Source organism: Nocardia spongicola, from assembly GCF_047200775.1.
GTDB lineage: Bacteria > Actinomycetota > Actinomycetes > Mycobacteriales > Mycobacteriaceae > Nocardia.
Map to the genome: position 1 here is coordinate 81,698 of NZ_JBJZOO010000013.1, position 26,940 is coordinate 108,637.

Genomic DNA, 26,940 nt, shown 5'->3' on the forward strand with positions numbered 1-26,940 from the left:
ATGGCATGTGGTTCGGCGCTCGGGATCAGACCGCGGCCCGCACCGTTTCCCGGCCGTCACCGAAGCGGCGGCGGTACTCGGTTGGCGCGATGCCGACCATGCGCTGGAAGTGGTGGCGCAGCAACGCGCCGGAGCCGAAGCCGGCGCGGGCGGCGATGTGTTCGAGGCCGAGGCCGGTTTCCTCCAGTAGCTGTTTGGCCAGCAGGATGCGCTGATTGGTGAGCCACTTCCCCGGGGTGGTACCGGTCTCGGCGGCGAAGCGCCTGGCGAAGGTACGGGTGGACATATTGGCGCGGGTGGCGAGTTCCGCGACGGTATGGGGCAGGTCGAGATGGTCGTTCATCCACGTGAGAGTCGGGACGAGACTATCGGAGGTGCAGGCGGCGATGGGACGTTCGATGAACTGACGTTGCCCGCCGTCACGCTGTGGCGAAACCACCATGCGGCGGGCGATCGCATTGGCCACTGCGCTGCCGAGTTCCCGCCGGACCAGATGCAGGCAGGCATCGATGCCCGCGGCGGTGCCCGCGCTGGTGATCAGATTGCCTTCGTCGACGAACAACACATCCGGGTCGACGGTCGTCTCGGGGTACGCGGCGGCGAGCTTGTCCACATGGCGCCAATGTGTGGTGCAGGTGCGTCCGTCGAGCAGCCCGGCCGCCCCGGCCAGGAATGCCCCGGAACAAACGGTGAGCACGGTTATGCCCGCCGCCGCCGCGGTACCGATGGCCTCGACGATCCGCGGATCGAATCCGCATTCACTGTTGGGTGTGGCGGCCGGGATGGCGATCAGATCGGCCTTCGCCAGCTCCGCGAGCCCGTATTCGGGTGCGACGGTGACTCCAGGGGTGTTGGAGCGCAGTGCGACGCCGGGCTCGGCTCCGCAGACGCGGAAGTCGAAGGCAGGCAGTCCGTCGGCAGTGCGGTCGAGACCGAAAACCTCACAGATGACCCCGAATTCGAACATGGTCAACTGCTCGGACAGCACCACGGCGACCTTGGACAACATGCCGGTCAGTGTACTGGCCGTATTTTTACGAACAATGTCGTTGCTGCCACTTTTGGCGGTAAAGTGCTGCGAGAAAAATTACTGCCATGATCGGTCTGATTCTTTTCCTCGCGGCTGTAGCGATCTGCGTGACGCTGTGTCTCCGACATGGGGAACGGGCGGGTTCGTCGGATATCGTCGATCGCGATATCGAGCGGGTGCGCGCTGAAGTAGCGGCTATACGCGGGGTGCGGCACTTGCGGGCAGCGGCTGCCGCGCCTACTGCGCAGTGCGCGGACCGCCGGGAAAGCTCATACTGCGTCGCCGGGGCCGACTCGCGGCTTCGGGGCACGCATTCTGCGGATCTGCGAGGCGCGAACGAAGGCGTACCAGCCCAGTCGGTATCCGGTGTCGGTGGTATCGGGGAAACGCTCCCTGACCCGGTTGTTCACGATCCGGCCGAGCATGATCCCCTCGATGATCATAAATGTCATCATCACCAGCATCGCCAGGGTGACGATGGCCTGCAGCCCTGGCGCGGCGAACATCGACAGGACCAGCACCAGCGCCATCGGCATGAACAGGCCGACCAGATTGCGGCGCGCGTCGACGATATCGCGGACGAATGCCCGGATCGGCCCCTGGTCGCGGGGTAGCAGGTACTTCTCTTCGCCCGCGAGCATGCGGGCCCGCCGGTCCTGGGTGGCGGCACGCCGTTCGGCCGCAGCCGCTTTACGGTTCGCTTTGCTGCCACGCGCGGCCTTGCGCCGGGCGCGGGCCTCTTTCGCGGTGAGCGGAGCCGGCGCCACCGGGCCACGCCGCTTACCTTGTGCGTCACGACGTTTCGGGGTTGGCCTGCCTTTGCCCGCGGTGGTCGCTGGTGCCGTACGGGTGGTGCCATCGGCTGTGACCACCGCCGGTTCGGTGGTCGCGTCGGTGGTACTGGGCTCGCCGCGGCGGAACAACTTCACATAGACCAGGCTATTCGATGTACCCTGCGCGATGAAAAGTGGTCCGGTTCGCCCCGGGCCTGCGGGATCTTCGCCCGGGGGGCCGCGGGATCTTCACCCGGAGGGCCTGCGGGATCACACGGGGTGCGTGTTGTCGTCGGCCCGCGGGTGGCAAGATGGGAATAGCAGCCCGCCGAGTCGTGTTGACCGATACGTCCCGTGCTGTGCCCGGGCCGACCCTAGGTTCCTCGAGGAGAGTTCATGACTGTGCAGAACGAGACCGCCACCCACGGTGTGACTCTGACCGATGCCGCAGCCGCGAAGGCGAAGGCACTGTTGGATCAGGAAGGGCGTGACGATCTGGCGCTGCGGATCGCGGTACAGCCCGGTGGTTGTGCGGGTCTGCGTTACCAGCTGTTCTTCGACGATCGCACACTGGACGGCGACCTGACCGTCGACTTCGGTGGCGTGAAGCTGGCTGTCGACCGGATGAGCGCGCCGTATGTCGAGGGCGCCTCGATCGACTTCGTCGACACCATCGAGAAGCAGGGTTTCACCATCGACAATCCGAATGCCACCGGCTCCTGCGCCTGCGGCGACTCCTTCAACTGAGCCCAACCGCAGGCACGGGGCGGATCCCGCTCCTCGCTGGGGAACTCGATGCTGATCCGGCGGGGCGGGCATTGATACGGTGAGTAGTGGGCCTGCGTTCTGGCCCACACCGCCTGTCGCCTACCGTTGAAGGGCTCAGCCACGTGTCTATCGCCGTTTCCGCGTCCATCGCGACCGACCACCTCATGCGCTTCCCGGGTCGGTTCGCCGACGTGCTGCTGGCCGATCAGCTCGATCACGTGTCGTTGAGCTTTCTGGTCGATGATCTGCAGATCCGGCGCGGCGGTGTCGCCGGCAACATCGCTTACGCCATGGGCCTGCTCAATCGAGCGCCCGTATTGGTCGGCGCCGTCGGCGCCGATTTCGCCGAGTATCGCGCCTGGCTGGAGTCGCATGGCGTCGATTGCTCCGCTGTGCTGACCTCCGAGCGTGCGCATACTGCCCGCTTCGTCTGTACTACCGATGACGATATGGCGCAGATCGCGTCGTTCTATCCGGGCGCGATGAACGAGGCCCGCGATATCTCCATCGCCACGCTCGCCGACACACGGGAGATCGACCTCGTTCTGGTCGGCGCCAATGACCCCGAGGCGATGCTGCGCCATACCGCCGAGTGCCGGGAGCTCGGTATCGCGTTCGCCGCCGATCCTTCCCAGCAGCTCGCCCGGCTGGACGGCGATCAGTCGGTACAGCTGATCGACGGCGCCGCGTACCTGTTCACGAACAAGTACGAATGGGGCCTGCTGCTACAGAAGACCGGGTTGAGCGAAGCGGAGGTCGCGCAGAAGGTCGGGGTCAGGGTCACCACGCTCGGCGCCGACGGGGTGCGGGTCATCGGTGCCGATGGCACCGAGGTGACCGTCGCCGCGGTGCCCGAGATCGAGAAGGTGGAGCCGACCGGTGTCGGCGACGCCTTCCGTGCCGGATTCCTCATCGCCCACACCGCTGGGCTGAGTCTGGAACGTTCCGCGCAACTCGGATCGATGATCGCGGTGTTGGTGCTGGAGACCATGGGCACCCAGGAGTGGTCGCTGAACAAGGAGACCGCCCTGCAGCGTCTGGCCGACGCCTACGGAGCCGAGGCGGCCTCCGACATCAAACCCTTGCTCTGAACCGGTTCTCCGGAGGTCGGAGTTACAGCGACACCGGGTACACCGGTTCCTGGATCTCCGGCTTGATCCGGTCCTCGACGAAGATGCCGTGCCACACCATGAATACCAGCAGCGTCCACAACCTGCGGCTGTGATCAACGCTCCCGGCTCGGTGCGCGGTCAGCATCTCGCTGACCGCGCCTTTGTTCAGCAGGTGGTCGGTCTGCGATTCGGCGATCTGCTGCTGCGCCCAGTCGTAGAGTTCGGTGCCGCGCAACCAATGCCGGAGCGGGACGGGAAAGCCCAGTTTGGCACGGTGCAGCACATGGGAAGGGACGATGCCTTCCAAGGCCTGACGCAACGCGTACTTGGTGGTCTCCTTGGTGATCTTCTGGTCGAACGGCAGTTCCTCGGCCACCTTCAGCACCTCGGGGTCGAGGAACGGCACGCGTAGCTCCAGCGAGTTGGCCATGGTCATCTTGTCCGCCTTGACCAGGATGTCGCCGCGCAGCCAGGTGAACAGGTCGATGTGCTGCATGCGCGCCACCGGGTCCCAGCCGCGGGACTGGGCGTACAGCGGCGCTGTGACGTCCTGGTGGGTCCATTCGGGCCGGAAATCGCGTAGCACCGCACGCAGCTGGGCGTCGTTGAAGCTGCGTGCGTTGCCGTAGTACCGCTCTTCCAGCGTGAGTGAGCCGCGATGCAGCAAGCTCTTGCCTCTTGTGCCCTCCGGAATCCGGTCCGACAGTCTGCCCGCGAGTCTGCGCAACCCACGAGGCAGCCTCTCGAAGGGTTTCAGCGACAACGGTTCCCGGTAGATGGTGTAGCCACCGAACAGTTCGTCGGCGCCTTCGCCCGATAGCACCACCTTGACGTGCTTACGTGCCTCTTTCGCCACGAAATACAGCGGGACCAGCGCCGGATCTGCCACCGGATCGTCCAGGTACCAGACGATCTCGGGGATCGCCTGCGCGAACTCGGCGGGGGAGACCACCTTGACGATATGTCGCGCGCCGATCGCCGCCGCGCTCTCGGCGGCCACATCGACCTCGGAGTAACCCGCGCGTTCGAACCCGGTGGTGAAAGTGATCAGGTTCGGGTTGTGCCGCATGGCCAGCGCGGCGATCGCGGTGGAGTCGATCCCGCCGGACAGAAACGAGCCGACGGTCACATCGGCGCGCATATGCTTGGCGACGGAATCCTCCAGCGCCGCGGCGATCTCGCGGTAGCGCGTCGCCGCCGAACCGGGAGCGAACGGTCGGACCGGGAACGTCGGGGTGAAGTATCGGGTGACGACCGGCGCCGTGCCGGGCCGCAGGGTGGCGTAGCTGCCCGATTCGAGCCTGCGCACATCCCGGTGCAATGTCTCTGGCTCCGGTACGTACTGCAGCACCGTGTAGTGCTCCAGCGCGCGCGGGTCGACCGCGTCGTCCAGCCGCAAGATGGGTAGCAGTTCCAGCAGGCTCTTCTTCTCACTGCCGAACGCGGTCCCGCCCGGCCCGGTGGCCAGGAACAGCGGTTTGATGCCGAAGGGGTCGCGGGCGAGGAACAGTTCCCGCTTCTCGGTGTCCCAGATCGCGAAGGCGAACATACCGCGCAGTCGCCGCACCGCATCGGGACCCCAGTAGTGGAACGCCGCGACGATCGCCTCGCTGTCGCCCTCGGTCCGGAAGATCTCGCCATCCGGGAACTCGGCGGCGTGTTGTGCGGCGATCTCCGCACGTAACTCCAGGTAGTTGTAGATTTCGCCGTTGAAGGTGAGCGCGTAGCGCTCGGGGTTCTCCGGCGGACCCCAGCGCAGCGGCTGATGGGAGTGCTCCAAGTCGATGATGGACAGCCGATTGAAGCCGACGACCAAGTGCTCGTCGTGCCAGGTGCCACGCTCGTCCGGGCCGCGGTGGCGTACACAGTGCAAGGCGTTGTAGACCTGCTCCACCGTATCCGGTGCCGCCTCGTCAGATGCCAGGAATCCGAGCAGTCCACACACGGCGTCGGCTACCTCGTTTCTCACAGTTGGGGTACGCGCTCATCGACCGGAGCGCCTAGCGAAATCCTGCGTCCGAGTATGCCGCACCCGCTGAAACCGCGCGTCGCGCACACGGTGTCCGGAACGGAAGCGCAGGTAATGATCATGGTCGGTGCGCTGGATCCGGTGTCGAAGCCGACCCGGCGACATACCGGGGTGCTGTTTGGTCTACGCTGCGTAGTACTCAGGTCTCTCTCAGGCGGTCCGTGCATGGACGCGGCGGTCAGGGGAGTGCTCTGAAACGTGCTTAGGACGCATTGCCGGGGCCGATCGCAGCCCCGGACGGTGCACTGTCGGAATGTGTGGCGACCAGGAAGGCGTGAGCGTGGCGCACAAGGCGAGCGAAGAGATCGGGGCACGACCCGCCGTGGGTCGGCAGAGCCGCATCCTTCGGCGGGCCGGGCTGGCGGTGTCCTTGGGGATCACCGCGCTGCTCGTCTCGGGCTGCTCGATCGACAATGTTTGGCTGCGGTTCGGCTGGCCCTCCGGTGTCACACCGCAGGCCACCCGGATGCGGGAACTGTGGACCTGGTCGGTCATCGCCGCGCTGGCGATGGGCGTGCTGGTCTGGGGTCTGACCTTCTGGACAGTCACCTTCCACCGCAAGAAGGCGGATTCGCCGGAGTTCCCGCGGCAGACCGGTTACAACGTGCCGTTGGAGCTGACCTTCACCGGTATCCCGATCCTCATCGTCCTCGGGTTGTTCTGGTCGACCGTCGTCGTGCAGAACTATGTGCACGAGAAGGTGGACAATCCTGACGTCACTGTCGATGTGACCGCTTTCCAGTGGAACTGGAAATTCGGTTACCGCAATGTCGACTTCAAGGACGGTTACCAGTACGACGGTATCGACACCGCGCGTGAGGGGCTGAACCAGGAACAGCTCGACGAGTACGCGGAGCGGACCGAGGACGGGCACCCGAATCCGGGCCCCGTGCACGGTAAGCCTGCCAACGACATCCTGTCCTACCTGCACTACGACGAGGTCGAGACGGTCGGTACCAGCACCGAGGTGCCGGTGCTCGTGTTGCCGACCGACAAGGTCATCGAGTTCCAGCTCGCCGCGGCGGACGTGATCCACGCCTTCTGGGTGCCGGAGTTCCTGTTCAAGCGCGACGTGATGCCGAACCCGAAGGAAAACCACTCCGACAATGTCTTCCAGATCACCAAGATCGAGAAGGAAGGCGCGTTCGTCGGCCGCTGTGCCGAGATGTGTGGTACCTACCACTCGATGATGAACTTCGAGGTCCGAGCGGTCACGCCGGAGAAGTTCACCAAGTACCTGGATGCGCGACGGGCTGGCATGACCAACGCCGAGGCGCTCGAGTCCATCGGTGAATCCCCGGTGGCCACCTCCACCACGCCGTTCAACACCAAGCGCGATGTCAAGAGCGCGGCCCCGAGCAAGTGAGGAAATGATCTGATATGAAGATCGAAGCGCGGATTTTCGAACTGCTCACGGTATTCTTCGTCCTCATCTCGATCGTCTACGGCTACTTCACCGGCCGCTCACGTACCGGCATCGAATGGGCCGGTACCACGGCCCTGGTGCTGACCGCGGGCTTATCGCTGATCATCGCGACCTACTTCCGTTTCGTCGCCCGCCGTATCGATCTGCGGCCGGAGGACTACGAGGACGCCGAGATCGTGGACGGTGCGGGTGACCTGGGTTTCTTCTCGCCCGGTAGCTTCTGGCCGATCACCCTGGCCGCCGCTGGTTCGGTGGCCGCCCTCGGCCTGGCGTTCTTCCAGTTCTGGCTTATCGGTCTCGGTGTCGTTCTCGTCCTGATCGCCGTGGCCGGACTGGTGTTCGAGTACCACGTCGGACCGGAGAAGCACTGACCCGCTCGGGTACCCATCCGAGTGCAATACCTCGCCGAGCGCCCCACCGGATTCCCGGTGGGGCGCTCGGCGTATGGTGCGACCCCGGCGCGGGCCGTGGCTCGGCCGCCGGAGGTGTGCCCAGGCGGGGGCCCCGCGCATACGCCGGGGCCGCGGATTACTCCGCCGAATAGCGCAGTGCCTTCTCCGAGCGACAGATCTCCTCGACTCCGGAGACGATATCGCGCAGCAGTTCCGATGGCCACGCGGTGGGCCGCAACCGGCAGGTGAACGTGATCAGTCCGTGGTCCTCGGCAGGTAGGCCGCGCGCGGCTGATTCCGTGCGTAAGTAGGGTGAGCGCACGCCATAGGTCATCGCCGAGATGACAGTGAAGCAACCGGTACGTTCTCGGTGCCCGGAGAACAGATCGTGGAGACGGTAGAACACCGACATATAGCTCGACAGTGGGGCGAAAACACCCACGCGGTAGGCCGGGCCACGTTCGGACGAGCTGAGCGCCGTATCGGCCAGGTACTCCGCGTCGCGCAGCGTCTGTACCTTCGGCGCGAACAGCACCGCGCCCGCGGCCGCGTTGCGTACCGGCATGCCCGCCTTACCACTCGCGGCGGAGGCGATAGCGCCGAGCGATTTCCGCGCCCGTGACCCCACCTCGCGGCGCGCCCGCAACGATCGGGTCGGCACAGTGGGATGCAGACTCGACCACTGCCCGAACCGTACAGTGCCCAGTTGCACGTGTCCGGTGCCGACCGGCCTGGCCACTTTCAGCGGCGCCGTATCGACCCAGCGGCCGACTTGCAGCTCCGCATCGCCCGGCCGGGCGATCTCGGCATAGGCATGTTCGACGAACGAATCGAAGTCCAGGAACCGGTCGGCGTTGGTGTTCAGCCAGGTGCGGTCCTTGTCCACCTCGATCGCGTCCAGGGTGAGCGCGGTGATGATCCCGGCCCGTCCGCCCGCGCCGAGCAGGCGCTGGAATCGTTCGGTGTGGTGAGTGCGCCCACAGGTGCCGATGCGTCCGTCGGTGTCAACGTATTCCAGGTCGACGACCTGGTCGATGAACAGACCGTATTTATGGGAGGCCGTGCTGACCCCGCCGACCGAGGCGAAACCGCCCGCGGTGATATCACGGTGGTCGCCGACGATGGGCAGGCCGAGCCCGTGGGCGCCGAGCTTGCGGTCTATCTCCGAGAGCTTGGCGCCTGCCTGTACCCGGACGGTGCGCCTGCCGAGATTGATGTCGAGCACCTTGTTCATCCGGCGCAGCGACACCACGGTCGGCGCAGCGGGCAGGGTGAGCTCTTCACTGTCGAGCTCCACGGCCTGCTCGCCGCCGTACACCATCAACTGTTCCGATCGTCCACGCGAATCCCGGACTGTGCGAACGACATCGGCGGTATCGCAGGGGAGATATTCCTCGGTGGTGCTGGCAGTGTGCGGCGTGCTCATAGCAGAAAAGCTAACCACAGCACGGCCGCCACTGCTCGCCCTCGACGGGACGTTACCGCTGCGCGGGCGCGAGACGTTTGCTGAACAGCACCGTCCCGTTCGCATCGCACAGATCGACAGTCAATTCCCTGGACTTCCCATCGATGCGTACCTCGCCGAAGTGCTGAAAGGCGCTGTCCAGTGGCGAGAGGTTCGGGGCGGGCGGCGCGTGTACGAAGACCGCCTCCGGGCCGAAGGTGCCGTCCAGTTCGTTCGGTCCGAACGCACCCGCGTTGAGCGGACCGGAGACGAACTCCCAGAACTCGTCGAAATCGGTGAACGCGGCGCGCTCGGGTGCGTAATGATGCGCTGCCGTGTAATGCACATCCGCGGTCAGCCACACCACATCGGTCACCTTGTTCGCCTTGATCGATGAGAGCACCCTGGCGATTTCGCTTTCCCGGCCTGACGGCGCCCCTGGATCACCGTTGGCGGGGCCTTCGTAGGCAGTGGTGTTCTTCTGTTCGCCGTCAGGGACCACGAGACCGAGTGGCATATCACTGGCAATGATCTTCCAGGTGGCCTTGGAGGCCCGCAGACCATCGATCAGCCAGGCCGTCTGCGCCGCCCCGAGAATGTGACCGTCGGGCCCATTGTTGGCGTCGTTGGTGTCCTTGTACGTCCGCATATCCAGCACGAAGACATCGAGCAGTGGACCGTAGGCGATCTTGCGGTACAGGCGGCCGTCTCCCGCCTCTGTCGGCTCCAGCGGCATCCACTCGTGGAAGGCTTGCCAGGACCGTGCGGCCAGGGTGTCCATACTGCGTTCGGTGTAGCCCTTGGATTCGGCGAGCACACCACCCGGGTACCAGTTGTTCACCGTCTCGTGGTCATCCCACTGCACCACTTGGGCGACGGTGCTGTTGAAGCGGCGGTAGTTCTCGTCGGTCAGGTTGTAGGCGTAGTTGCCGCGGAATTGGTCCAGCGTCTGCGCGACAGCGCTTTTGGCCTCGCTCACGGTATTGCGCCAGATCCGGCCATCGGGCAAGGTCACCGTTTCCTTCAGCGGTCCGTCGGCATAGATCGAATCGCCGGAATGCAGGAAAAGGTGCGGATCGCGGGCGGCCATAGTGGAGAAGATCTGCATACCGCCGAGGTCCGGGTTGATGCCGTAGCCCTGGCCCGCGACATCGCCGGACCACTGCAGGGTGATATCCGATGTACTGGTCGGCACAGTACGGAAGACGCCGGTGACCGGTTCGGAGGTCGCGCCGTCTTCGCCCTCTAGCGTCACCCGATAGTGCACCTGCTGCCCTGCGGGCAGACCGTTGATCCGCATCCGGCCTGTGCCGTCGGAATCCGGTGTGAGTAGTGGTCCGGTGAAGCGTTTGGCGTCGGTGAACGATTCGGTGGCCGCGGTCTCTACGATCATCGTGGCAGGTCGGTCCGCGCGTGCCCAGATCAGTGCCCCATCCGTCCTCGGATCGCCCACCGCGACGCCGTGCGTGAGCGCCGGGCGCTGCCGGAGCAGTCCTTGGCCGTTGTCCGAGGAGCACGCGGCCAATGCGGGTGCCGCAACGAGTCCGAGGGCGGAGGTGCGCAGCAGGGTGCGCCGGGAAACTCTGAAGTCCGAGCGTGTCATGGCGCAAGCCTGTCGCAGTGACGCCAACACGACGTGAACACGCCGGGTCCGCCCGGCCAACAGCGAGCAGGCCGCTGTTGGCCGGGCGGACCAGGCGTGGTGCCGCGGTCAGCCCACGGCGGTGTCCGGGATCCGTGCGGCCTCGGGGTGGTCGCCGCTCGGCACACCCTTCTTCAGGCTGTGGGCGTAGACATCGACATACTCTTGGCCGCTGAGGCGCATCAGTTCGTACATCACCTCGTCGGTGACGGCGCGCTCGACGAAGCGGTTGCCTGCCATCCCCTCGTAGCGGGAGAAATCGAGCGGCGCACCGAACTTGACGGTCACCTTCCTGCGGCGCCAGCGGAAGGGGCCGGGGGGGCTGACCTCGTCGGTGCCGATGACGGCTACCGGAATCACCGGGACGCCGGTTTCCAATGCGAGCCGGGCCAGGCCGGTCTTGCCCTTGTACAGGCGACCATCGGGGGAGCGGGTGCCTTCCGGGTAGAGACCGACCAGGCGTCCCTGGTCCAGCAGCTTGCGTGCCGCGTTGAGCGCGTCCTCGGCGGCATCGGCGCCGCTGCGATCGATCGGGTACTGGCCGGTGGTGCTGAAGAAGAATTTCTGCATCCGCCCCTTGAGACCGGGGGTGGTGAAGTACTCGGCCTTCGCCAGGTAGTTGATCCGCCGTGGACTCAGCAGCGGAGCGAACAGCCAGTCGGCGAAGGAGAGGTGGTTACCCGCCAGGATGGCAGGCCCGTCCGCCGGAATATGCTGCGCACCCTCGACCGTAGGCCGATTGTAGAGATGGATGAGCGGCCCCAGCAGTACGAACTTCAGCAGCCAATAGAACATGAACGTCCTTCCCCCGGGCCTGGGATAGTGGCGGGTACCTGCGTCAATTGCCGACTTTACCGCTGGTGCAAGATCACATCCAACTGCGTCGGCGAATCTCACCACACCGAGGTGCCGACAGCAAGCACTGGCGCCGGTCGATGTGTCGCGATGGCTCAGGAGGCGGCGGTGTGCCAGAAGACGGAGCGGGGCGTGTCGCGGTCGGGTCAGCGACTGGTGCGCGCCACCCGCGCGGGCGTGCGCGGACACGCCTGCAGCGCGGCCTTGGCCAGGTCGGCGGCACCGATCATGCCCGCGGCCTCGCCGAGCTGGGTGGTCCTGATGCGGGCAAGTGGCCGGTGGCCCGCGCCGGTGATCGTGCGGGCGTATTCTTCGCGGGCCTCATCGAGGAACAGGGGTGCCGAACTACTGACACCACCCGCGATGACCACAAGGTCCGGATCGAAGAGGTCGCTGACGAAAGCGAGCCCGAGTCCGAGCCAGCGCGCGAAATCGGCCATCACTCGCACTGCGAGCGGGTCGCCGTCCTGTGCCGCGCCTGCGACCCGGCGTCCGGTCAGCGAGCCAGGATCACGTGCCACGTCTCTTGCCAGTACCGACCGCACCGGTGCGGTGGCAAGCATCTCGATGGCGGTATCGGCCAGCGCCGTCCCGCTGCAGTAGCGCTCCCAGCAGCCGCGCTTACCGCACGGACAGGCCCTGCCCTCCGGAACCACCCTGAGGTGGCCGAGTTCCGGTGCGGCGCCGTGGGTGCCTCGATACAACCTGCCCTCGATGAGAAGCGCCGAACCGATGCCGGTGCCGATCGTGATGAGTACCACGTTGTGGCCACCCGCCGCGGCGCCGAACCGGTGCTCGGCCCACATCGCGGCATTGGCATCGTGCTCCAGGATCACCGGTAGTTCGAGACGGTCGGTGAGTCGCTGTGCGACCGGGGCGTCCTGCCAGGGCAGATGTGGGGCGAACCGGACAGTGGAGCGGTCGCCGTTGACGAATCCCGCGACCGCGAGGCCCACCGCGCCGATCGGGTGCCTGCGACGCAGATCGCGCACGGCGAAGTCCAGTGCGTCCTCCAGCGCCCGCGCCGAATGTGGTGTCGGCGCCTGGACGGTATCCAGTACCTCGCCACTGTCATCGACCACGGAAGCGCGAATGTTGGTACCGCCGACATCGATTCCGACGGTCAGCGGGCACGCATGGGCCATCTGGCGCGTCATACCTTGATTGTCACGGGAATGTCCACGTATCGGGCGCGTTCGGGATCCTCCGTGTCCGTAGGTGGGCCGTGCCGATGCGGCGCACCGGTTTCCGGGTCGGTATCGGTCGGCATAACCGGTTCGACCGGTACCCCGGCCAGTGCTTCGCGCAGTACGGTGACGATCGCGGTGCCGTGGTCCGCGACCGCGGCCAGTACCTCATGATGCTCCCCCCGTACCAGTGCGGCTGCCGCGCACACCGGACACCAGTGACAACTGGACCATTCGGTCGGACCGCCCGCGGCCTGCCGCAGTACCGGCTCCACCCGTTCCAGTACCGCCTCGGCCAGTAACTTCAGTTCCGCAGCGAATTCGTTGACACCGCTCGGCGGGGCATGGTCGCCGGTTTTCTCTGCCTCGGGTCGATGTGGATCACCGGTCATGTCCATCACTTTCGGACTCGCGTGACCAGAGCCGCGGATCGGGCCGGAACCGGATCACCAGGTGCTCGTCGTCGAGTTCGGCACCTTCGACCGCGCACCGCCGCAATACCGGTGCCAAGCGCACCCGGCGCCGGACTCCGTCCGCTCCCACGATCAAATCGTCCTCCACTCGGCCAAGGCGCAGCGTCGCGGTGTCGACGATCGGCAGGTGCATGCGCAGCGCGTACACCGACTGCACCCCGGTGCCGGATTCCCGGTGAACCACCGGTGCGCCGGGAATCGCGTCGACCTCCGCTTGATTCTTGCCCAGCATAAGCTCCGGACGGCCGGTATTTCCTGTCGAGTCCACCGCATAGGACAGTGCGGTCAGCGAGTTCAGTCCGATCGGCTCCGGTCCGGTATGTGGTGCGACCACCACCGGGATACCCGGCATTTTGCGGCGCAACTCGGTGATCACCTCGGTCTGCTCGCCGCGGCGGTTCGAATACCAGTGCACCGCTGGGTGTTCGGCGCGCACCGAATCCGCAGGTGAGCTGAGGGCGGGCAATACCTTGTTCACGACAACGGTATCCAGCCGCAGGCCGAGCAGTGCGGTAGCGGAACGCACACGTTCCGATTCGGCCACCGCGACTCGCTCGGCGAGGGTGACCAGCCGTGCTCCGGTACGTCGATGATCGGCGAGCAGATCACGAACCTCGGTGACCGCTTTCACGATTCGTTCGACCGTGGCCGCGAGCACGGCGCGGCGCAGATCGGTGCCGATGACTTCGAGCGCTCGCGCCCGCGGCGGCCAGATCCGCTCCAGATAGCCGAGTAGTGTGTCCGGTGCGGTGACAATGCGCAGCATATCCGCTGACGGCGGACAGTCGACCACGACCAGATCCCAGTCGTCCGCTATGGCGAACTGGGTGATCTCCACCAGCATCAGTAGTTCCTGCACGCCGGGCAGCCCGGTCAGTTCCGCCGGATCCAGTGCGGCGATATCGATACCGTGGTCATGACCACGGCCCATCGAGACCATCCGGACCACATCGCGGAACCGGTCCTCCAGTAAGGCGAGTGAATCCACTTCGATCACGTCCAAGCCGGGGAGTACGGTCTGCACTCCGGTCACCGTGCCGGGGTCGTGCGGCACCCGGAAGCCGAGCGCATCGCCGAGTGAATGCGCCTGATCGAGTGAGGCGACCAGTACGCGCAGGCCAGATCTGGCCGCGGACATCGCAGTGGCACACGCCAGCGTGGTCTTACCTACCCCGCCCTTGCCGATGAACAGCTCGACCCGGGTCGTATGCGCGGTCAGCCCTCGACCCGTTTCTTCAGTTCTTTCAGCGCGGTATCGGTGATCACCTTTTCGGCTTTGCGCTTGAACATACCGATCATGGGGATGTTCAGATCGACGGTCAGGGTGTAGACGACCTCGGTGCCACCGCCGGGCTGATCGATCAGCTCGTAGGTGCCGTTCTGCATCTTCTGTAGTTCACCGCTGAGCAGCGTCCAACTGACCGCCTTGCGGTCAGGGCGCCAGTCGTAGGACAAGACATAGGTGTCTTTGACGACGCCTGCGTCGAGCACGAAGCGTGCGGTCTCGGCCAAGCCGTCCCGACCTCGCTTCAGCACATCGACGGACTTCGCCGCCGAGACCCACTCCGGGTAGGACTCCAGGTCGGCGATGACGGACATCACCTGCTGCGACGGGGCCTCGATGATGATCGATCTCTGGGTCCTGTCGGCCATGCGGACAGCGGTTCCTTTCAGCGTGCGGGCGGGCCTGGTGTCACGGTAGGTGCGCGGGTGCGACACCGGCTGGGCGACCCGCCTCCAGCCGGGATTTCAGTTCGAACGACATGTCTTTGCCCGCGACCCGGCGAGCTCGGTTGGCGGCGGCGAGTTTGTTCACCGGCAGTGCGGGCACCGGTTCGGCATGGAGGAAATAGTGCAGGATCACCCCGTCGAGTGCGGGTTCCAGCCATACCTCCATAGTTCCGTCCAGCGCGCCGGTCACCGCCCAGCGGATACCGTTCTCTCCTCGATCCTCCCGGATTTCCACGACCAGGTCCGGCCACCAGCGGCGCCAATTGCTCGGTCCCGCCAGTAACTCGGCGACGGCGGCCCCCGGTGCGGCGACGAAGGTCTGATCTGCGACCTGGATACTGCTCACTCCGCTGAGCGTAGTAGATGCGTTGCCGATCACCGCAGCAACTGTCGTAAGCGTGCGCCCAGGTTGTCCCAGTGCCAGTGTTGCTCGACGAACGCTCGCCCCGCCCTGCCCATCCGTGCCGCCGCTTCCCGGTCGGACAGAATTTCCACCAGGACGTCGGCGATCTGCTGGACGGACCGGCCGTCAACCACCCGCCCGGTCTCGCCCTCGCGAACGGTTTCCGGTGCGCCACCGGAATTGCCCGCTACCACCGGAACACCACAGGCGGATGCCTCCAGGTACACGATGCCGAGGCCTTCCACATCCAGCCCCGCGCCTCTGGTCCGGCACGGCATGGCGAAGACATCGGCGAGGGTGTGGTGGGCGGCGAGTTCGCCGGACGGAACCCGGCCGGTGAACACGACGTCATCGGTGACTCCTGCCTCGGTTGCCAGCTTGCGCAGCTTCCCCTCCGCTGGGCCGCCCCCCGCGATGACAAGGACAGCCCCATCGATCCTGGTGCGGATATCGCGCATCGCGAGAATCAGCGCGTCCTGTCCCTTCCGTGGGACCAGGCGCGATAGGCACAGAATGGTCGGGCGGTCGCCGAGGCCGTAGCGCACCCGCAGTTCGGCGCGTGCTGCCGGATCCGGGTGGAACACCTCGGTGTCCACGCCGGGCGGCAGATACTCCAGCGCTGCGTTCGGCCCGAACGCGGCGGCGAATCGGCGACGGGTGTAGCGGCTGACATAGGTGACCACATCGGTGTGCTCGCCGATGGCACGTAGTGTCTGTCTGGCACCGGGCAGCATCGACCAACCCACCTCATGGCCGTGAGTACTGGCCAGCACGCGCTCGGCGCCTGCCCGGCGCAGTGCCGGGGTCAGCAATGCCAGCGGTGCCGCCGCGCCGAACCACACTGTGTCGCACTTCTCACTCCGCACCAGGCGCGCGGCCCGGCGCCGCACGAGTGGCGAGGGAAGCATCAGCGTGGTGGGATGGCGAACTACCTGGAATTTCTGGTTGGCATCGAACTTCAGATGGCTGTCGCCACGCCAGCGTGGGGCGTAGACCACCAGGTCATCCGGGGGCAGCTGACCGGCCAGTGCTTGCAAATATGATTGGATACCACCCGGCCGTGGCGGGAAATCGTTGGTAACCAGCAAAGTTCGGGCCATGCGCAACAAAATACTTGGTCCGGTTCGTGCCGGTGCCGTCGCGGGTTCGTCACCCGTTGCGGTCGGGCAGGACGATCAGGCCGTCCTGGTATCGAGCCACGCGCGCCAGCCTGCGATGAAGTCGGATCGGGTGGTGCCGAGTACTTCGCGGAGGATGAGATCCTCGGTGCCTGCGTCCTGTTCGGCCGCGGCGATGCGCTCATAGAGCTGGACGAGGTGGGCCCTGCTGTACTTCCCGGCGATGAAAGCGCAGATCGACCACGCCTTCTCGTAAGCGAATGCGGCATCGGGGCCGGAGAAATCGGTATCGTCGGGGAAGCCGTGCGGGATGTCACCACTGTGCGTATGCGCGGCGACAGTAGGGGCGATATCGGCGAAGCGCCGCCCCCGGCCATGGTGGGCGGTGTAATCGGCGAAGCCTTCCAGCATCCACAGCGGCGCACCGTCTACGGTGCGGGCCCGGGTCGCGAGGTGAGTCAGTTCGTGCCGTAACAAGGTCGCCATACCGTCGGGGCCGAGACGTTGACCCGCGTCAGGACTGAAGACCACGCGCTGGCCGGTGGGTTCGGTACCCGGTGTGAACGGGTCGGCGACTGATGCGGCGGCGACCTCGGCGGGAACGAGAGTGCTCGTGCGCAGCAGGCCGGCGAATTCGGAGGGGGAGGAGGCCACGACCACCAGCGCCGACTGGGCCCATTCCGGTCCGAGTACCTCGGTCACCGCATCGATCGCCGGGGCGAGTTCGCGTTCCAGGATGTCGATGTCGTCGCGCTGGCTGGGATGGCCGACGAGAAGAGACTCTTGCCCGTCACCGGTCGGCACCGCACGGACGACGATCGGTCCGAACGGTTCGATGATGCGCTGTATATCGGCCACTCTCGGATCGGCGGCCGTTGTCCGGTCTACGGCGTAGGTGGTCTCCGGTTGGGCGGTGGGTAGTGCGGGCAGTACCGCGTTCGGGAGCATGAGCAGTGCGGCGCCGAGTCCGGTCAACGCCAGCATGATCGTTACGGTGAGACAGAACTCGAAACGTCGGCGCGCTGTGCACCAGGCGCCGAATCTGCGGATTCCGGTTACCACCGTGGCCTGCCCTGGTCGATGGCACGGTATGTCGCGCCGAGTATCCGGCGGCGATGCCTTCGCCGCCGGATACTCGGCGCGAGGTGTAGACCGCTCGTATCGTTCCCGGTCATGCGCGGTTGTCGTTCGGGCTCGCCGCGGGTGGTGCGGCGGCGGTGACCGGTTTACTCATGACGATCAGTCTTACTCATGACGGTCAGTACCGCCGAGCGGAGTGGAACGGCGTCGAGCCCATCGGCGCGACCGCGACGGGAACACCGAAGGTAGAGGCATGCAACATGAGCCCATTACCCGCGTAGATGCCCACATGTGAGATATCGGGGTAGAAGAAGACGACATCGCCGGGTTGCAGATCCTTCTTGGCGACGGGTGTGCCGTAGCCGGCCTGCTGTGAGCTTGTGCGCGGTACTTTTTTACCGACCTGCCGGAATGCCCACTGGATCAGGCCGGAACAGTCGAATTGGTTCGGACCGGTAGCACCCCAGACATAGGGGTCGCCGACGCGGGTGAGTCCGGCCGCCAGAGCGCTGGTGCCGCTGCCGGGGACGAGACCCTGTAACAAGGTATCGCGGTCGAAGCCGGGCGGGAACGGGGAGCCTGCCAGCATGGACTTGTCCTTGATCGACAGCGCGCTCCATGCCTGCACCACCTGAGTGATGGCGGCGCCGAGATCGCCGCGCTTGCGGTCGAGGTCGACGCGTACCGCATCGGCTTGCTGCGCTGCTGTGCGGGCGGCGTCGGCGGCGGCCTTGGCCGCCGACTCGGCCGCTGCGGCGATATCGGTGGCCTCGCGGTAGTGGTCGAGCTGTTCGGCGGTCTGCGCGGTGACCACATCGAGGGTGGACATCTGGTCGAGCAGTTGTTGCGGTGAGTCGCTGACCAGGACGGTGAACAGCCGGTTGGTTCTGGCGCCCTGGTACGCGGCGATCGCGGTCCGGTCGATGACCGGCTGGTACCGGCGTACTTCGGCGCGGGCGAGGTCGGCTGCGTCGGTACGTGCGGCCAGCTCGGCGTCGGCCGCGCGCTGCGCGGTGAGCTTCGCGTCGAATTCGGCCGCTGCTCCGAGGGCCTGCTGGTTGAGCTGCTCGGATTGCCGGGACAGCTCGATCATTCGCTGGACGGCTTCGGTCGCGGTCGCGGGGGAAGCGACCGGATCGGCGTAGGCAGGCCCGCCGCCGTAGAGGCCGGTGGTCAGGATTCCGGCCGTCAGCGCTGCTCCTAACAGACGGTGTACTCGTCTGCTTCGCTGATATCGACTTCGGTGATGTTCCGGCACCGCCTGCGCCTGCCCCATTCTCTCGTACAGTGAGCTCTCGTGGAATCGGCGAGAGGCTTTCGCCGAACCAGGAAGTATGCCGGATAGGCACTCGCCAGATGCGCAACCGGGCTAACCAGTAAAAGATCTGATTTAGGTTACGGAACGGCGTGGGGCGATGTCCAGTAGGCCCCGAAGCGATCACAGGTTCCGCGGTGCTGCCGATTCGCGGTTGCGGCCCGGCAGCGATTCGCAGGGGTTGTCGTTATATCCGCTTTGTCCGTCTCAGAAGCGGCGAGCTCCGGCGACCGGCATCGAGGAGATCGGAGAGATCTGCACGGGTGTACCGGAAGTGGCCGCGTGCACCACATTGCCGTTACCGGCGTAGAGGCCGGAGTGTCCCCCGCCGTAGAAGGAGATCAGGTCGCCGGGGCGCAGATTGTTCATCGACACAGGGGCGCCGGCGGCGAGCTGTGCGCCACTGGTGCGTGGCAGCTCGCGACCCGCCTGCCGATAGGACCACTGGACCAGTCCGGAGCAGTCGAACGAGTTGGGGCCCGCGGCGCCGTAGACATACGGGGAGCCGATCTTGCTCATCGCGGCGTCGAGGGCGATTTCGCCGACGGACTTCGTCGGTGCGGTGAAGGGCGCGGGGGCGGGCAGAGCCTCGGGGGCCGGAACGGGCAGGGGAGCTGGTGCGGGCAGCTCGAGTCCCGGGATTCCTTGTGGGATCTGGATCTCGTTCGGGATCTCGATGGTCCCCATGCCGGGAATGGTCACCGGTTGAGCTGAAGCCGGGGCGGCGGGCAGTAGGAACGCGCCGAGGGTGGCAGCGCCGACGGCCCCGGCGGCAACAGTGCGCTGTGCCTGACGCTTGACAGCGTTGGTCGTCATGATGCGGTACTCCCAATCTGCCTCACGACGCCGCACCGGGTGGCGCGATGGACTCCGCGAGGTCTCGAAAAGGCTACGAAAAGATCACGGTGGTATGTAAACCCCTGAATGTGAATGACGAGCCTTCGGTGAATCCGGCGAATGCGTGGTGTGAGCTATGTCCCACCAATCACGAAAAGATAACAATGATGAAATTTCGAGTGTTTTCAGGTTTGCTGCCCTGGTGTGCCCCAGGGGCTCGATCGGTCGCCTTGCCTGCGGTGATAGCAGTTCCCACAGGTGGATTCGATGAAATCGATGCGAATCTCGATATGGCCACCTGTTAGCCCTTCGGGCGAGTCGGGTTGTCGACGCGCCCGGTAGCCGTTCGGCGCACCTCATCCGGCGCGTCCGGCCCTTTGATGCATATACAGAATGATTGTGATCTACGTCCCATTGAGGCATTCCTAGATCATTTGCGGGTAAATGTGTTCGGTTGCCGTGTTGTTATCCGGGCATCCACGTGCCGTAGGTGCGTTGTGTTGTCGGACCGTGGCCCTACGCTGCGGGGTGTGTCCGACCTCGCTCCACGCCCGGATGTCACCAGGCAACTGGCCTTCGACGAACTCGACACCCCTCTCTTCGACACCACCTTCGTGGTTGTGGACCTGGAGACCACGGGAACCAGTCCTGAGGCCGATGCCATCACCGAGATCGGCGCGGTGAAAGTGCGTGGCGGCGAGGTGCTCGGCGAGTTCGCGACGCTGGTCGATCCCGGCCGCCCGATCCCGCCCGCCATCGTGCGCATCACCGGGATCACGACCGCGATGGTGCATGCCGCGCCCCGGATCGAGGCGGTGCTGCCGAGCTTCCTGGAGTTCGCGGGATTCACCGGATCCGCCGATCCCGCCGTTGGCGTGGTGTGCGTAGCGCACAACGCTCGGTTCGATATGGCGTTTCTGCGGGCCGCCGCGGCCCGATGCGATATCTCCTGGCCCGCGCCGCAGGTGCTGTGCACGGTACAGCTGGCTCGGCGGGTACTCGACCGCGCCGAAGCGCCCTCGGTGCGGTTGAGTGAGCTGGCCCGGTTGTTCGGCGCTGCCACGACACCGGCGCACCGGGCCCTGCAGGACGCCCGCGCGACCGTCGATGTCCTGCATGCCCTGCTCGGCCGGATCGGTAACCAGGGCGTGCGTAGCCGTACCGAGCTGTTCGACTACCTGCCGGGTATCGCGCCACCACAGCGCGCCAAACGCTTCCTCGCGGCCGAGCTGCCCGCCGACCCAGGGGTGTATCTGTTCCGTGGTCCTTCCGACGAAGTGCTCTATATCGGCACAGCAGTGAACCTGCGTCGTCGCGTCCGTACCTACTTCACCGGTTCGGAAACCAGGAGCCGGATGCGGGAGATGGTGTCGCTTGCGACGCGGGTCGACCACGTCGTATGCGCGCACGCGCTGGAGGCCGGTATCCGGGAACTGCGGCTACTGGTGGCACACACCCCGCCGTACAACCGCAAGTCGAAGTTCCCGCGCCGGGTCTGGTGGCTCACCCTGACTCGGGAGCCGTTCCCGCGGTTCTCGGTGGTACGGGAACCATCCATGGACGCGATGGACGTGGTCGGTCCGTTCACCTCACGGAATGACGCGGCCGATCTGGGTGCGCTCATCGCCGAGTACACCGGTGTGCGCACCTGCGCGACCCGGCTGCCCCGGCACGGGGTCCACGACTGTCCGCCCGCTGTGATCGGCGGGTGTCCGGCGGCACGGGAAGGTCGCCCGCTGGACCAGGCCGAATACGCGGCCGCCCCCGAACTCGTCCGCGCACTGTTCGCCGGACAGACGGACGCGCCGCTGCGGTCCATGTTCGAACAGATCGAAAGCCTCTCGCACGCAGAAAACTTCGAGGCTGCCGCGCGTTTGCGTGATCGTACGGTCCTGGCGATACGCGCACTGCATCGGGTGCAGCGGTTGGTGGCACTGGCGGAGATCGCCGAGCTGATCGTCGCGCATCCCGACGGTAGCGGTGGTTGGGAATTCGCGGTTATCCGCTACGGCCGCCTTGCCGGATCCGGTACCGCACCGCACACCGTGCCGCCGATGCCGGTGGTAGACCGGATCGCCGCTACCGCTGAGACGGTCGTGCCTGCTCAGGCCCCTGTCGCGGGGAGTGCGGCACCGTTGCGTGGCGCCGCGCCGGAAGAAGTGGCTTTGATCGTGCGCTGGCTGGCGCGCCGAGGGGTGCGGATCGTGCGAACCACCGAGGGCTACCGTGAGCAGATGTACAGCGCGGCACGTTGGCTGGGCTGGGCGGCGACAGCCGCCGCCGCGGCGCGGGCACAACCCGCCGAGCAGTCGTATCTCGACCGCTTAGGCTGAGCACCATGATTACCGCGATCGTCCTGATTCATGCCGACAACGGCCGTATCCCCGAGACCGCGCAGGCGGTCGCGGACGCCGAGGGAGTCGCGGAGGTCTATTCCTGCGCGGGGGACGTGGACTTGATCGCATTGGTACGGGTTCGTGATCACGAGCGGATCGCCGAGGTGGTGACCGGCCGGATCGATAAGACGCCTGGTGTGCTGCGCACCACGACGCATATCGCCTTCAAATCGTATTCGAGCGCCGATGTGGAAGCGGGTTTCTCGCTGGGTGAGTAGTCCGGCTGTTCAGCTGTCGCCGAGCGTCTGGGTCAGTTTGGCCCAGCGCGACAGCAGCGCGGCCGCTCCGCCGTTGTCGATCGCCGCCGCGGCGATATCGATGCCCGCGGCCAGCGCGTCGTGTAGATCGCCCTCTGGATCGCCCTCGCCGCGAGACCAGCCGTAGGCCACGATCGCGGCGGCGGAATTCAGCAGGACCGCGTCCCGGACTGCTCCGTGGGTGCCTGCGAACACATCGCGGGCCACGCCCGCGTTCACTTCGGCATCGCCGCCGCGCAGCGCGTCCAGTTCGACGCGGGGAATACCGAGCCGGGTGGGATCGATGGTCGTCCGGCGTTTGCGTCCGCCGGAGACGATCCACGCGTCGGTGGTGTCGGAGGTGGTGATCTCGTCCAGACCGTCGTTGCCGCGCACCACAAGCGCACTGGCGCCGCGGTCGGCGAACACGCCCGCGATCACCGGGAGCAGATCGGCGAACGCGCAGCCGACCAGCCCGGCACGCGGCTGTGCCGGATTGGTCAGCGGCCCGAGCACATTGAATATGGTGGGGATGCCGATCTCACGGCGCGCCGCTCCCGCGTAGCGCAGCGCGGGATGGAAGACGGGCGCGAAACAGAATCCGATGCCCGCCTCCCGCACACAGCGCGCCACCGCCTCCGGGCCGAGTGACAGCCGTACCCCGAGCGCCTCCAGTACATCGGCACCGCCGCTCTTGGACGACGAGGCCCGACTGCCGTGTTTGACGACCGGTGTGCCGGTCGCGGCCACCACGATCGAGGACATGGTCGAGATGTTCACCGAGCCACTGCGGTCACCGCCGGTGCCGACGATATCGACCGCGTCGCCGTCGATTCGTACCAGGCGGGCATGGTCGAGCATGCCCGAGGCCAGGCCGGTCAGCTCGGTGGGAGTCGGGCCTTTGATCTTCATGGCGACGCCGAAGGCGGCGATCTGCGCTGGGGTGGCGTTATCGGACATGATCTCGTTCATCGCCCATGCCGTATCGCCGGTGGCGAGGTCGTTGCCGTCGGCGAGGGCTCCAAGTATCTGAGGCCAGCTGCGTCCGCTCATTCCATACTCCCGTCCCGCTGGTGCGCCGACCAGTTCATCCGGAAAGCAGCCTAGTCCGCGGGTGGCCGAGCCGAGGAGCCCGGCTGTAGGGCATCCCAGCCGTCGGCGACCCCTTCGTACCGCTGCGCGAGGCCTGCCATCCGGACGCGCTCTTGTGCGCAGTGCAGCGCGTCCAGCAGCTGGACGCGCTGTAGGAGCACGGTTTCCAGCGGGGCCGTTTCCGGTCCGCCCGCCGCCCGTACCGGGGAATATCCATCCTGCGCGGCGATCGCGCACACGGTTTCCACATGCTGGGGTGGAATACGCAGATGATGCCGTAGCACTGCGGGCGCGTCCCTGGTCAGTTCGGTCGCACGTGCCAGTACGGCCGAACATGCCTCCGCATCGTCGAAGCCTGCCGCGACCACCACCAGATCGGCGCTGTCCGGGTCGAGTGTCGCAGGTCGGTGCCGCCGGAAGAGCCGTAGCCACCGCCACGCGGGTCCCTTCGTCGCCATCTCAGCTTCTCCTTACCCTCGCCTGTCATGCTGACGGAACCCTTACCCGTCATGCCGACCGATCTGTCATGCTGACACGCCTGGTCGGGCGCTCGTCGTATGCCGCGTTACCCGACACAGGAGAACGAGTTACGCACCCGGGTACTGCTGTCGTACTACGACGAGTCATACTTACCCCGTGACGACCGCAGTAGGGACCCCAGGATCGGCCATTACTCAGCGTGTGCATTCGCTGAACCGGCCCAACATGGTCAGCGTCGGTACCATCATCTGGCTGTCGAGCGAGCTGATGTTCTTCGCGGGCCTGTTCGCGATGTACTTCGTCGCGCGCGCGCAAGCGACCGGCCCTTGGCCGCCGGAACCCACCGAGCTGAATCTGTATCTCGCGGTGCCGGTCACGGCCGTGCTGGTCGCCTCGTCTTTCACCTGCCAGATGGGGGTGTTCGCCGCAGAGCGCGGTGACGTGTTCGGGCTGCGCCGCTGGTACGTCATCACCCTGCTGATGGGCACCTTCTTCGTCGCGGGCCAGGCCTACGAGTACATGAACCTCGTCCATGAGGGCACGACGATCTCCAGCAGCGTCTACGGCTCGGTGTTCTACATCACCACCGGCTTCCACGGTCTGCACGTCATCGGTGGTCTGATCGCATTCGTGCTGCTGCTGATCCGCACGAAGCTCAGCAAGTTCACCCCGGCGCAGGCCACCGCGGCGATTGTCGTCTCCTACTACTGGCACTTCGTCGACATCGTGTGGATCGGGTTGTTCGCCACGATCTACTTCGTCCGCTGAGTGTCGTCGCCGCGTGGCCGAGTATGCGCGGCGCGACCCGCAATCTTTCGCACAAGTCGGTTCCGTCTACTCCAAAAGGGACACAGATGAGTTCATCTCCCCCGTCAGCGCCAGAGCCCGCCAGCCCCGGGAACGGCCAGGCCAGCAAGACGCGCAGGCAGCGCCGCATCCGCCGTCGCATTGCGGGCGGGCTTGCGCTGCTGGTGGGCCTCGTCGGAGCAGGCTTTCTGGCCTCGGTCCTCACCCCAGAGCCGCAGCGCGCCACCGCGAACGAGGATCAGTCCGCGTTGATCCGCGAGGGCAAGCAGCTGTACGACACCTCCTGCATCACCTGCCACGGCGCGAACCTGCAAGGTGTGCCCGATCGCGGTCCGAGCCTGGTCGGTGTCGGTGAGGCCGCGGTCTACTTCCAGGTGTCCTCCGGTCGTATGCCGATGACCAGGAACGAGGCCCAGGTCGAGCGCAAACCACCGAAGTTCGACGCGCACCAGACCGACGCGCTCGGCGCGTACATCGCGGCCAATGGCGGCGGTCCGACCGTGATCCGCGACGAGAACGGCGAGATCGCCCAGGAGTCACTGCGCGGTTCGGATATCGCCCGCGGTTCGGAGCTGTTCCGGATGAACTGCGCGTCCTGTCACAACTTCACCGGACGCGGTGGCGCGCTGTCGTCCGGTAAGTACGCGCCGCCGCTGGATCCTGCTAACGAGCAGCAGATCTACACCGCGATGCTCACCGGTCCGCAGAACATGCCGAAGTTCTCCGACCGTCAGCTGAGCCCGGAGGAGAAGCGCGACATCGTCGCCTACGTCAAGAACGCCAGTGAGGAGCGCAGCCCGGGCGGCTGGGATCTCGGCGGCTTCGGTCCCGCGACCGAGGGGCTGGTCATCTGGGTGCTCGGCATCACGCTCGTGGTCGGTGGCGCGATATGGATCGGATCCCGGTCATGACCGCTCAGCGCCAGGAGGCGGTAGTTTGCGTGACTGCGGTAGCTTGCGTGACCACGGAGGGCGCCCGGTCATGCCGAAAGGACACACGCCATGAGCGATAAGGAGCGAGACGACATGGGTCGGCCGGATGAGGGCCACGACGCGCCATCGTCGAAGGAACAGTCGGTGCCGGCCACCCCGGCGGAGCCGACCGAGGCGGAACTCGACGCGATGTCGCGTGACGAGCTGGTAGAGCTCGGTACCGGACGCGACGATGTCGAGGTCGTCTACCGCCGCGAGCGGTTCCCGGTCCCTGGCACCCGCGCGGAGAAGCGGGCCGAGCGCGCGGTGACCTTCTGGTTCGCGGTATCCGGTATCGCGGCAGCGGCACTGGTCGGCGTGTTCCTGTTCTGGCCGTGGGAGTTCAAGGGCAAGGACGAGGAAGGCCACGGGCTCTACTCGCTGTTCACCCCGCTGGTCGGTCTGACCTTCGGTATCTCGGTGCTGGTCATCGGCGTCGCGGTGGTGCTGATCCGCAAGACGCTCATCCCCGCCGAATTGTCCGTCCAGCAGCGGCACGACGGCCCCTCGCCCGAGGTCGAGCGTCGGACTCTTGCCGCCGAGCTGCAGGACGCGCTGGACACCTCCACGCTCGCCCGGCGCAAGATGCTCCTGCGTACCGCGGGCGCAGGCGTCGGTGTGCTCGGTATCGGTTCGCTGCTGGTATTCGCCGGTGGTCTGATCAAGAACCCGTGGGCCAAGGGCGACAAGTCGCCGCTGTGGGTCTCGGGCTGGACCCCGGACTACGCGGGCGAGACCATCTACCTCCGCCGGGATACCGGCCGCCCGCAGGACGTCGTCCTGGTGCGTCCTGAGGATCTGGACGCGGGCGCCATGGAGACGGTGTTCCCGTGGAAGGAGAAGTGGCGCGGAGACGAGCACGCCACCTTCAAATCGCTGCGCGGTATCCGCAACGCGGTCATGTTGATCCGGCTGCGCACCGAGGACGCGGAGAAGGCGATCAAGCGCAAGGGCCAGGAGAGCTTCAACTACGGCGACTACTTCGCCTATTCGAAGATCTGCACCCATCTCGGCTGCCCCACCTCGCTGTTCGAGCAGCAGACCAACCGGATTCTGTGCCCCTGCCACCAGTCGCAGTTCTCCGCGACCGAATGGGGTAAGCCGGTCTTCGGTCCCGCTGCTCGCGCACTGCCGCAGCTGCCGATCACCGTCAACGCTGAGGGCTTCCTGGTCGCCAACGGCGACTTCATCGAGCCGCTCGGCCCGGCCTTCTGGGAGCGCCGCTCATGAGTCCTTCTATCGCAGTACAAGCCAGCGAGGCGGATGAGCGGTATCGTGCCGCGGCGTTCGTGAAGCGGTCGATCAATAAGGTCTTTCCGACGCATTGGTCGTTTTTGTTGGGT

General features: G+C 66.0%; 26 protein-coding genes. 9 read left to right on the forward strand and 17 right to left on the reverse strand.

Annotated features, from left to right (window positions below; all coding sequences use genetic code 11):
* Positions 1-25 precede the first annotated feature (25 nt).
* Both ACL02S_RS19600 and ACL02S_RS19605 read right to left on the reverse strand, forming a co-directional pair.
* Positions 26-1,009: a helix-turn-helix domain-containing protein gene (locus ACL02S_RS19600; protein ID WP_412803914.1), complete on the reverse strand. Its 984-nt coding sequence runs from the start codon at positions 1,007-1,009 to the stop codon at positions 26-28.
* Between the two features lie 290 nt (positions 1,010-1,299).
* Positions 1,300-1,902: a DUF3043 domain-containing protein gene (locus tag ACL02S_RS19605; RefSeq protein WP_412803939.1), complete on the reverse strand. Its 603-nt coding sequence runs from the start codon at positions 1,900-1,902 to the stop codon at positions 1,300-1,302.
* A gap of 297 nt (positions 1,903-2,199) precedes the next feature.
* Here ACL02S_RS19605 and ACL02S_RS19610 point away from each other — a divergent pair, with 297 nt between their 5' ends.
* Positions 2,200-2,550 carry a HesB/IscA family protein gene (locus ACL02S_RS19610; protein ID WP_412803915.1) on the forward strand — a complete coding sequence of 117 codons (351 nt, stop codon included), beginning with the start codon at positions 2,200-2,202 and terminating at the stop codon, positions 2,548-2,550.
* 143 nt (positions 2,551-2,693) lie between these two features.
* On the forward strand, positions 2,694-3,662 hold the full coding sequence (locus ACL02S_RS19615; protein WP_412803916.1) for a carbohydrate kinase family protein: 969 nt from the start codon (positions 2,694-2,696) through the stop codon (positions 3,660-3,662).
* Positions 3,663-3,684: 22 nt separating this feature from the next.
* Here ACL02S_RS19615 and asnB read toward each other — a convergent pair whose 3' ends face one another.
* The gene (gene asnB, locus ACL02S_RS19620; RefSeq protein WP_412803940.1) at positions 3,685-5,628 is read right to left on the reverse strand and encodes an asparagine synthase (glutamine-hydrolyzing); all 1,944 of its coding nucleotides are present in this window, start codon (positions 5,626-5,628) and stop codon (positions 3,685-3,687) included.
* A 364-nt stretch (positions 5,629-5,992) separates the two neighbouring features.
* Here asnB and ctaC point away from each other — a divergent pair, with 364 nt between their 5' ends.
* Together ctaC and ACL02S_RS19630 are read left to right on the forward strand one after the other, a co-directional pair.
* On the forward strand, positions 5,993-7,078 hold the full coding sequence (gene ctaC, locus ACL02S_RS19625) for an aa3-type cytochrome oxidase subunit II (RefSeq protein ID WP_412803917.1): 1,086 nt from the start codon (positions 5,993-5,995) through the stop codon (positions 7,076-7,078).
* Positions 7,079-7,092: 14 nt separating this feature from the next.
* Entirely contained in the window at positions 7,093-7,509 is a 417-nt protein-coding gene (locus ACL02S_RS19630) for a cytochrome c oxidase subunit 4 (RefSeq protein ID WP_412803918.1), read from the forward strand.
* A gap of 157 nt (positions 7,510-7,666) precedes the next feature.
* On the opposite strand, the gene ACL02S_RS19635 is transcribed toward ACL02S_RS19630, so the two are convergent.
* The 12 genes from ACL02S_RS19635 to ACL02S_RS19690 form a co-directional block, all read right to left on the reverse strand.
* Positions 7,667-8,956: an FAD-binding oxidoreductase gene (locus ACL02S_RS19635; protein WP_412803919.1), complete on the reverse strand. Its 1,290-nt coding sequence runs from the start codon at positions 8,954-8,956 to the stop codon at positions 7,667-7,669.
* A gap of 52 nt (positions 8,957-9,008) precedes the next feature.
* A complete protein-coding gene (locus ACL02S_RS19640; protein WP_412803920.1) occupies positions 9,009-10,577 on the reverse strand; it encodes an alkaline phosphatase D family protein in 1,569 nt (522 codons plus the stop codon).
* Positions 10,578-10,685: 108 nt separating this feature from the next.
* On the reverse strand, positions 10,686-11,411 hold the full coding sequence (locus tag ACL02S_RS19645; RefSeq protein WP_412803921.1) for a lysophospholipid acyltransferase family protein: 726 nt from the start codon (positions 11,409-11,411) through the stop codon (positions 10,686-10,688).
* A gap of 206 nt (positions 11,412-11,617) precedes the next feature.
* On the reverse strand, positions 11,618-12,628 hold the full coding sequence (locus tag ACL02S_RS19650; protein ID WP_412803922.1) for an ROK family glucokinase: 1,011 nt from the start codon (positions 12,626-12,628) through the stop codon (positions 11,618-11,620).
* Positions 12,625-13,050, reverse strand: coding sequence for a hypothetical protein (locus ACL02S_RS19655; RefSeq protein ID WP_412803923.1), 426 nt, complete (start codon positions 13,048-13,050; stop codon positions 12,625-12,627). The genes ACL02S_RS19650 and ACL02S_RS19655 overlap by 4 nt, the downstream gene beginning before the upstream one ends.
* Positions 13,040-14,350, reverse strand: coding sequence for an ArsA family ATPase (locus ACL02S_RS19660; protein ID WP_412803941.1), 1,311 nt, complete (start codon positions 14,348-14,350; stop codon positions 13,040-13,042). The genes ACL02S_RS19655 and ACL02S_RS19660 overlap by 11 nt, the downstream gene beginning before the upstream one ends.
* Positions 14,347-14,784 (reverse strand): SRPBCC family protein, encoded by a 438-nt coding sequence (locus ACL02S_RS19665; protein WP_412803924.1) that lies wholly within the window; start codon positions 14,782-14,784, stop codon positions 14,347-14,349. Before ACL02S_RS19665 ends, ACL02S_RS19660 begins: the two co-directional genes overlap by 4 nt.
* Positions 14,785-14,824: 40 nt before the next feature.
* Positions 14,825-15,208 (reverse strand): polyketide cyclase / dehydrase and lipid transport, encoded by a 384-nt coding sequence (locus ACL02S_RS19670; RefSeq protein ID WP_412803925.1) that lies wholly within the window; start codon positions 15,206-15,208, stop codon positions 14,825-14,827.
* Positions 15,209-15,237: 29 nt separating this feature from the next.
* Entirely contained in the window at positions 15,238-16,365 is a 1,128-nt protein-coding gene (locus tag ACL02S_RS19675) for a glycosyltransferase family 4 protein (protein ID WP_412803926.1), read from the reverse strand.
* Positions 16,366-16,440: 75 nt separating this feature from the next.
* The gene (locus tag ACL02S_RS19680) at positions 16,441-17,367 is read right to left on the reverse strand and encodes a hypothetical protein (RefSeq protein ID WP_412803927.1); all 927 of its coding nucleotides are present in this window, start codon (positions 17,365-17,367) and stop codon (positions 16,441-16,443) included.
* Positions 17,368-17,641: 274 nt separating this feature from the next.
* Positions 17,642-18,739, reverse strand: a complete 1,098-nt coding sequence (locus ACL02S_RS19685) for an NlpC/P60 family protein (protein ID WP_412803928.1) — start codon at positions 18,737-18,739, stop codon at positions 17,642-17,644.
* 246 nt (positions 18,740-18,985) lie between these two features.
* Complete coding sequence (locus ACL02S_RS19690) at positions 18,986-19,594, reverse strand: C40 family peptidase (RefSeq protein ID WP_412803929.1); 609 nt, start codon at positions 19,592-19,594, stop codon at positions 18,986-18,988.
* 551 nt (positions 19,595-20,145) lie between these two features.
* Here ACL02S_RS19690 and ACL02S_RS19695 point away from each other — a divergent pair.
* Both ACL02S_RS19695 and ACL02S_RS19700 read left to right on the forward strand, forming a co-directional pair.
* Positions 20,146-21,948 (forward strand): DEDD exonuclease domain-containing protein, encoded by a 1,803-nt coding sequence (locus ACL02S_RS19695; protein WP_412803930.1) that lies wholly within the window; start codon positions 20,146-20,148, stop codon positions 21,946-21,948.
* A 5-nt stretch (positions 21,949-21,953) separates the two neighbouring features.
* Positions 21,954-22,229, forward strand: coding sequence for an Lrp/AsnC family transcriptional regulator (locus tag ACL02S_RS19700; RefSeq protein WP_412803931.1), 276 nt, complete (start codon positions 21,954-21,956; stop codon positions 22,227-22,229).
* Positions 22,230-22,238: 9 nt separating this feature from the next.
* On the opposite strand, the gene trpD is transcribed toward ACL02S_RS19700, so the two are convergent.
* Both trpD and ACL02S_RS19710 read right to left on the reverse strand, forming a co-directional pair.
* Positions 22,239-23,300 (reverse strand): anthranilate phosphoribosyltransferase, encoded by a 1,062-nt coding sequence (gene trpD, locus ACL02S_RS19705; RefSeq protein ID WP_412803932.1) that lies wholly within the window; start codon positions 23,298-23,300, stop codon positions 22,239-22,241.
* A 50-nt stretch (positions 23,301-23,350) separates the two neighbouring features.
* A complete protein-coding gene (locus tag ACL02S_RS19710; RefSeq protein ID WP_412803933.1) occupies positions 23,351-23,797 on the reverse strand; it encodes a hypothetical protein in 447 nt (148 codons plus the stop codon).
* A 178-nt stretch (positions 23,798-23,975) separates the two neighbouring features.
* On the opposite strand from ACL02S_RS19710, the gene ctaE reads away from it, so the two are divergent.
* The 3 genes from ctaE to qcrA all read left to right on the forward strand — a co-directional run bounded on the left by ctaE (position 23,976) and on the right by qcrA (position 26,827).
* Positions 23,976-24,587 carry an aa3-type cytochrome oxidase subunit III gene (gene ctaE / locus ACL02S_RS19715; RefSeq protein ID WP_412803934.1) on the forward strand — a complete coding sequence of 204 codons (612 nt, stop codon included), beginning with the start codon at positions 23,976-23,978 and terminating at the stop codon, positions 24,585-24,587.
* Positions 24,588-24,673: 86 nt separating this feature from the next.
* Positions 24,674-25,537 carry a cytochrome bc1 complex diheme cytochrome c subunit gene (qcrC, locus tag ACL02S_RS19720; protein WP_412803935.1) on the forward strand — a complete coding sequence of 288 codons (864 nt, stop codon included), beginning with the start codon at positions 24,674-24,676 and terminating at the stop codon, positions 25,535-25,537.
* A gap of 114 nt (positions 25,538-25,651) precedes the next feature.
* Entirely contained in the window at positions 25,652-26,827 is a 1,176-nt protein-coding gene (gene qcrA / locus ACL02S_RS19725) for a cytochrome bc1 complex Rieske iron-sulfur subunit (protein ID WP_412803942.1), read from the forward strand.
* The last annotated feature ends 113 nt before the right edge of the window (positions 26,828-26,940 follow it).

Bases quoted from the DNA above. Each gene is read 5' to 3' on its own strand.
- trpD (WP_412803932.1), bottom strand. From the start codon at position 23,300: ATGAGCGGACGCAGCTGGCCTCAGATACTTGGAGCCCTCGCCGACGGC.
- qcrC (WP_412803935.1), top strand. From the start codon at position 24,674: ATGAGTTCATCTCCCCCGTCAGCGCCAGAGCCCGCCAGCCCCGGGAAC.
- ACL02S_RS19630 (WP_412803918.1), top strand. From the start codon at position 7,093: ATGAAGATCGAAGCGCGGATTTTCGAACTGCTCACGGTATTCTTCGTC.
- ACL02S_RS19675 (WP_412803926.1), bottom strand. From the start codon at position 16,365: ATGGCCCGAACTTTGCTGGTTACCAACGATTTCCCGCCACGGCCGGGT.
- qcrA (WP_412803942.1), top strand. From the start codon at position 25,652: ATGGGTCGGCCGGATGAGGGCCACGACGCGCCATCGTCGAAGGAACAG.
- ACL02S_RS19710 (WP_412803933.1), bottom strand. From the start codon at position 23,797: ATGGCGACGAAGGGACCCGCGTGGCGGTGGCTACGGCTCTTCCGGCGG.
- ACL02S_RS19645 (WP_412803921.1), bottom strand. From the start codon at position 11,411: ATGTTCTATTGGCTGCTGAAGTTCGTACTGCTGGGGCCGCTCATCCAT.
- ACL02S_RS19655 (WP_412803923.1), bottom strand. From the start codon at position 13,050: ATGACCGGTGATCCACATCGACCCGAGGCAGAGAAAACCGGCGACCAT.
- ACL02S_RS19610 (WP_412803915.1), top strand. From the start codon at position 2,200: ATGACTGTGCAGAACGAGACCGCCACCCACGGTGTGACTCTGACCGAT.
- ACL02S_RS19665 (WP_412803924.1), bottom strand. From the start codon at position 14,784: ATGGCCGACAGGACCCAGAGATCGATCATCATCGAGGCCCCGTCGCAG.
- ACL02S_RS19680 (WP_412803927.1), bottom strand. From the start codon at position 17,367: ATGCTGGCGTTGACCGGACTCGGCGCCGCACTGCTCATGCTCCCGAAC.
- ACL02S_RS19650 (WP_412803922.1), bottom strand. From the start codon at position 12,628: ATGACGCGCCAGATGGCCCATGCGTGCCCGCTGACCGTCGGAATCGAT.
- ACL02S_RS19635 (WP_412803919.1), bottom strand. From the start codon at position 8,956: ATGAGCACGCCGCACACTGCCAGCACCACCGAGGAATATCTCCCCTGC.
- ACL02S_RS19600 (WP_412803914.1), bottom strand. From the start codon at position 1,009: ATGTTGTCCAAGGTCGCCGTGGTGCTGTCCGAGCAGTTGACCATGTTC.
- ACL02S_RS19690 (WP_412803929.1), bottom strand. From the start codon at position 19,594: ATGACGACCAACGCTGTCAAGCGTCAGGCACAGCGCACTGTTGCCGCC.
- ACL02S_RS19700 (WP_412803931.1), top strand. From the start codon at position 21,954: ATGATTACCGCGATCGTCCTGATTCATGCCGACAACGGCCGTATCCCC.
- ACL02S_RS19640 (WP_412803920.1), bottom strand. From the start codon at position 10,577: ATGACACGCTCGGACTTCAGAGTTTCCCGGCGCACCCTGCTGCGCACC.
- ACL02S_RS19685 (WP_412803928.1), bottom strand. From the start codon at position 18,739: ATGGGGCAGGCGCAGGCGGTGCCGGAACATCACCGAAGTCGATATCAG.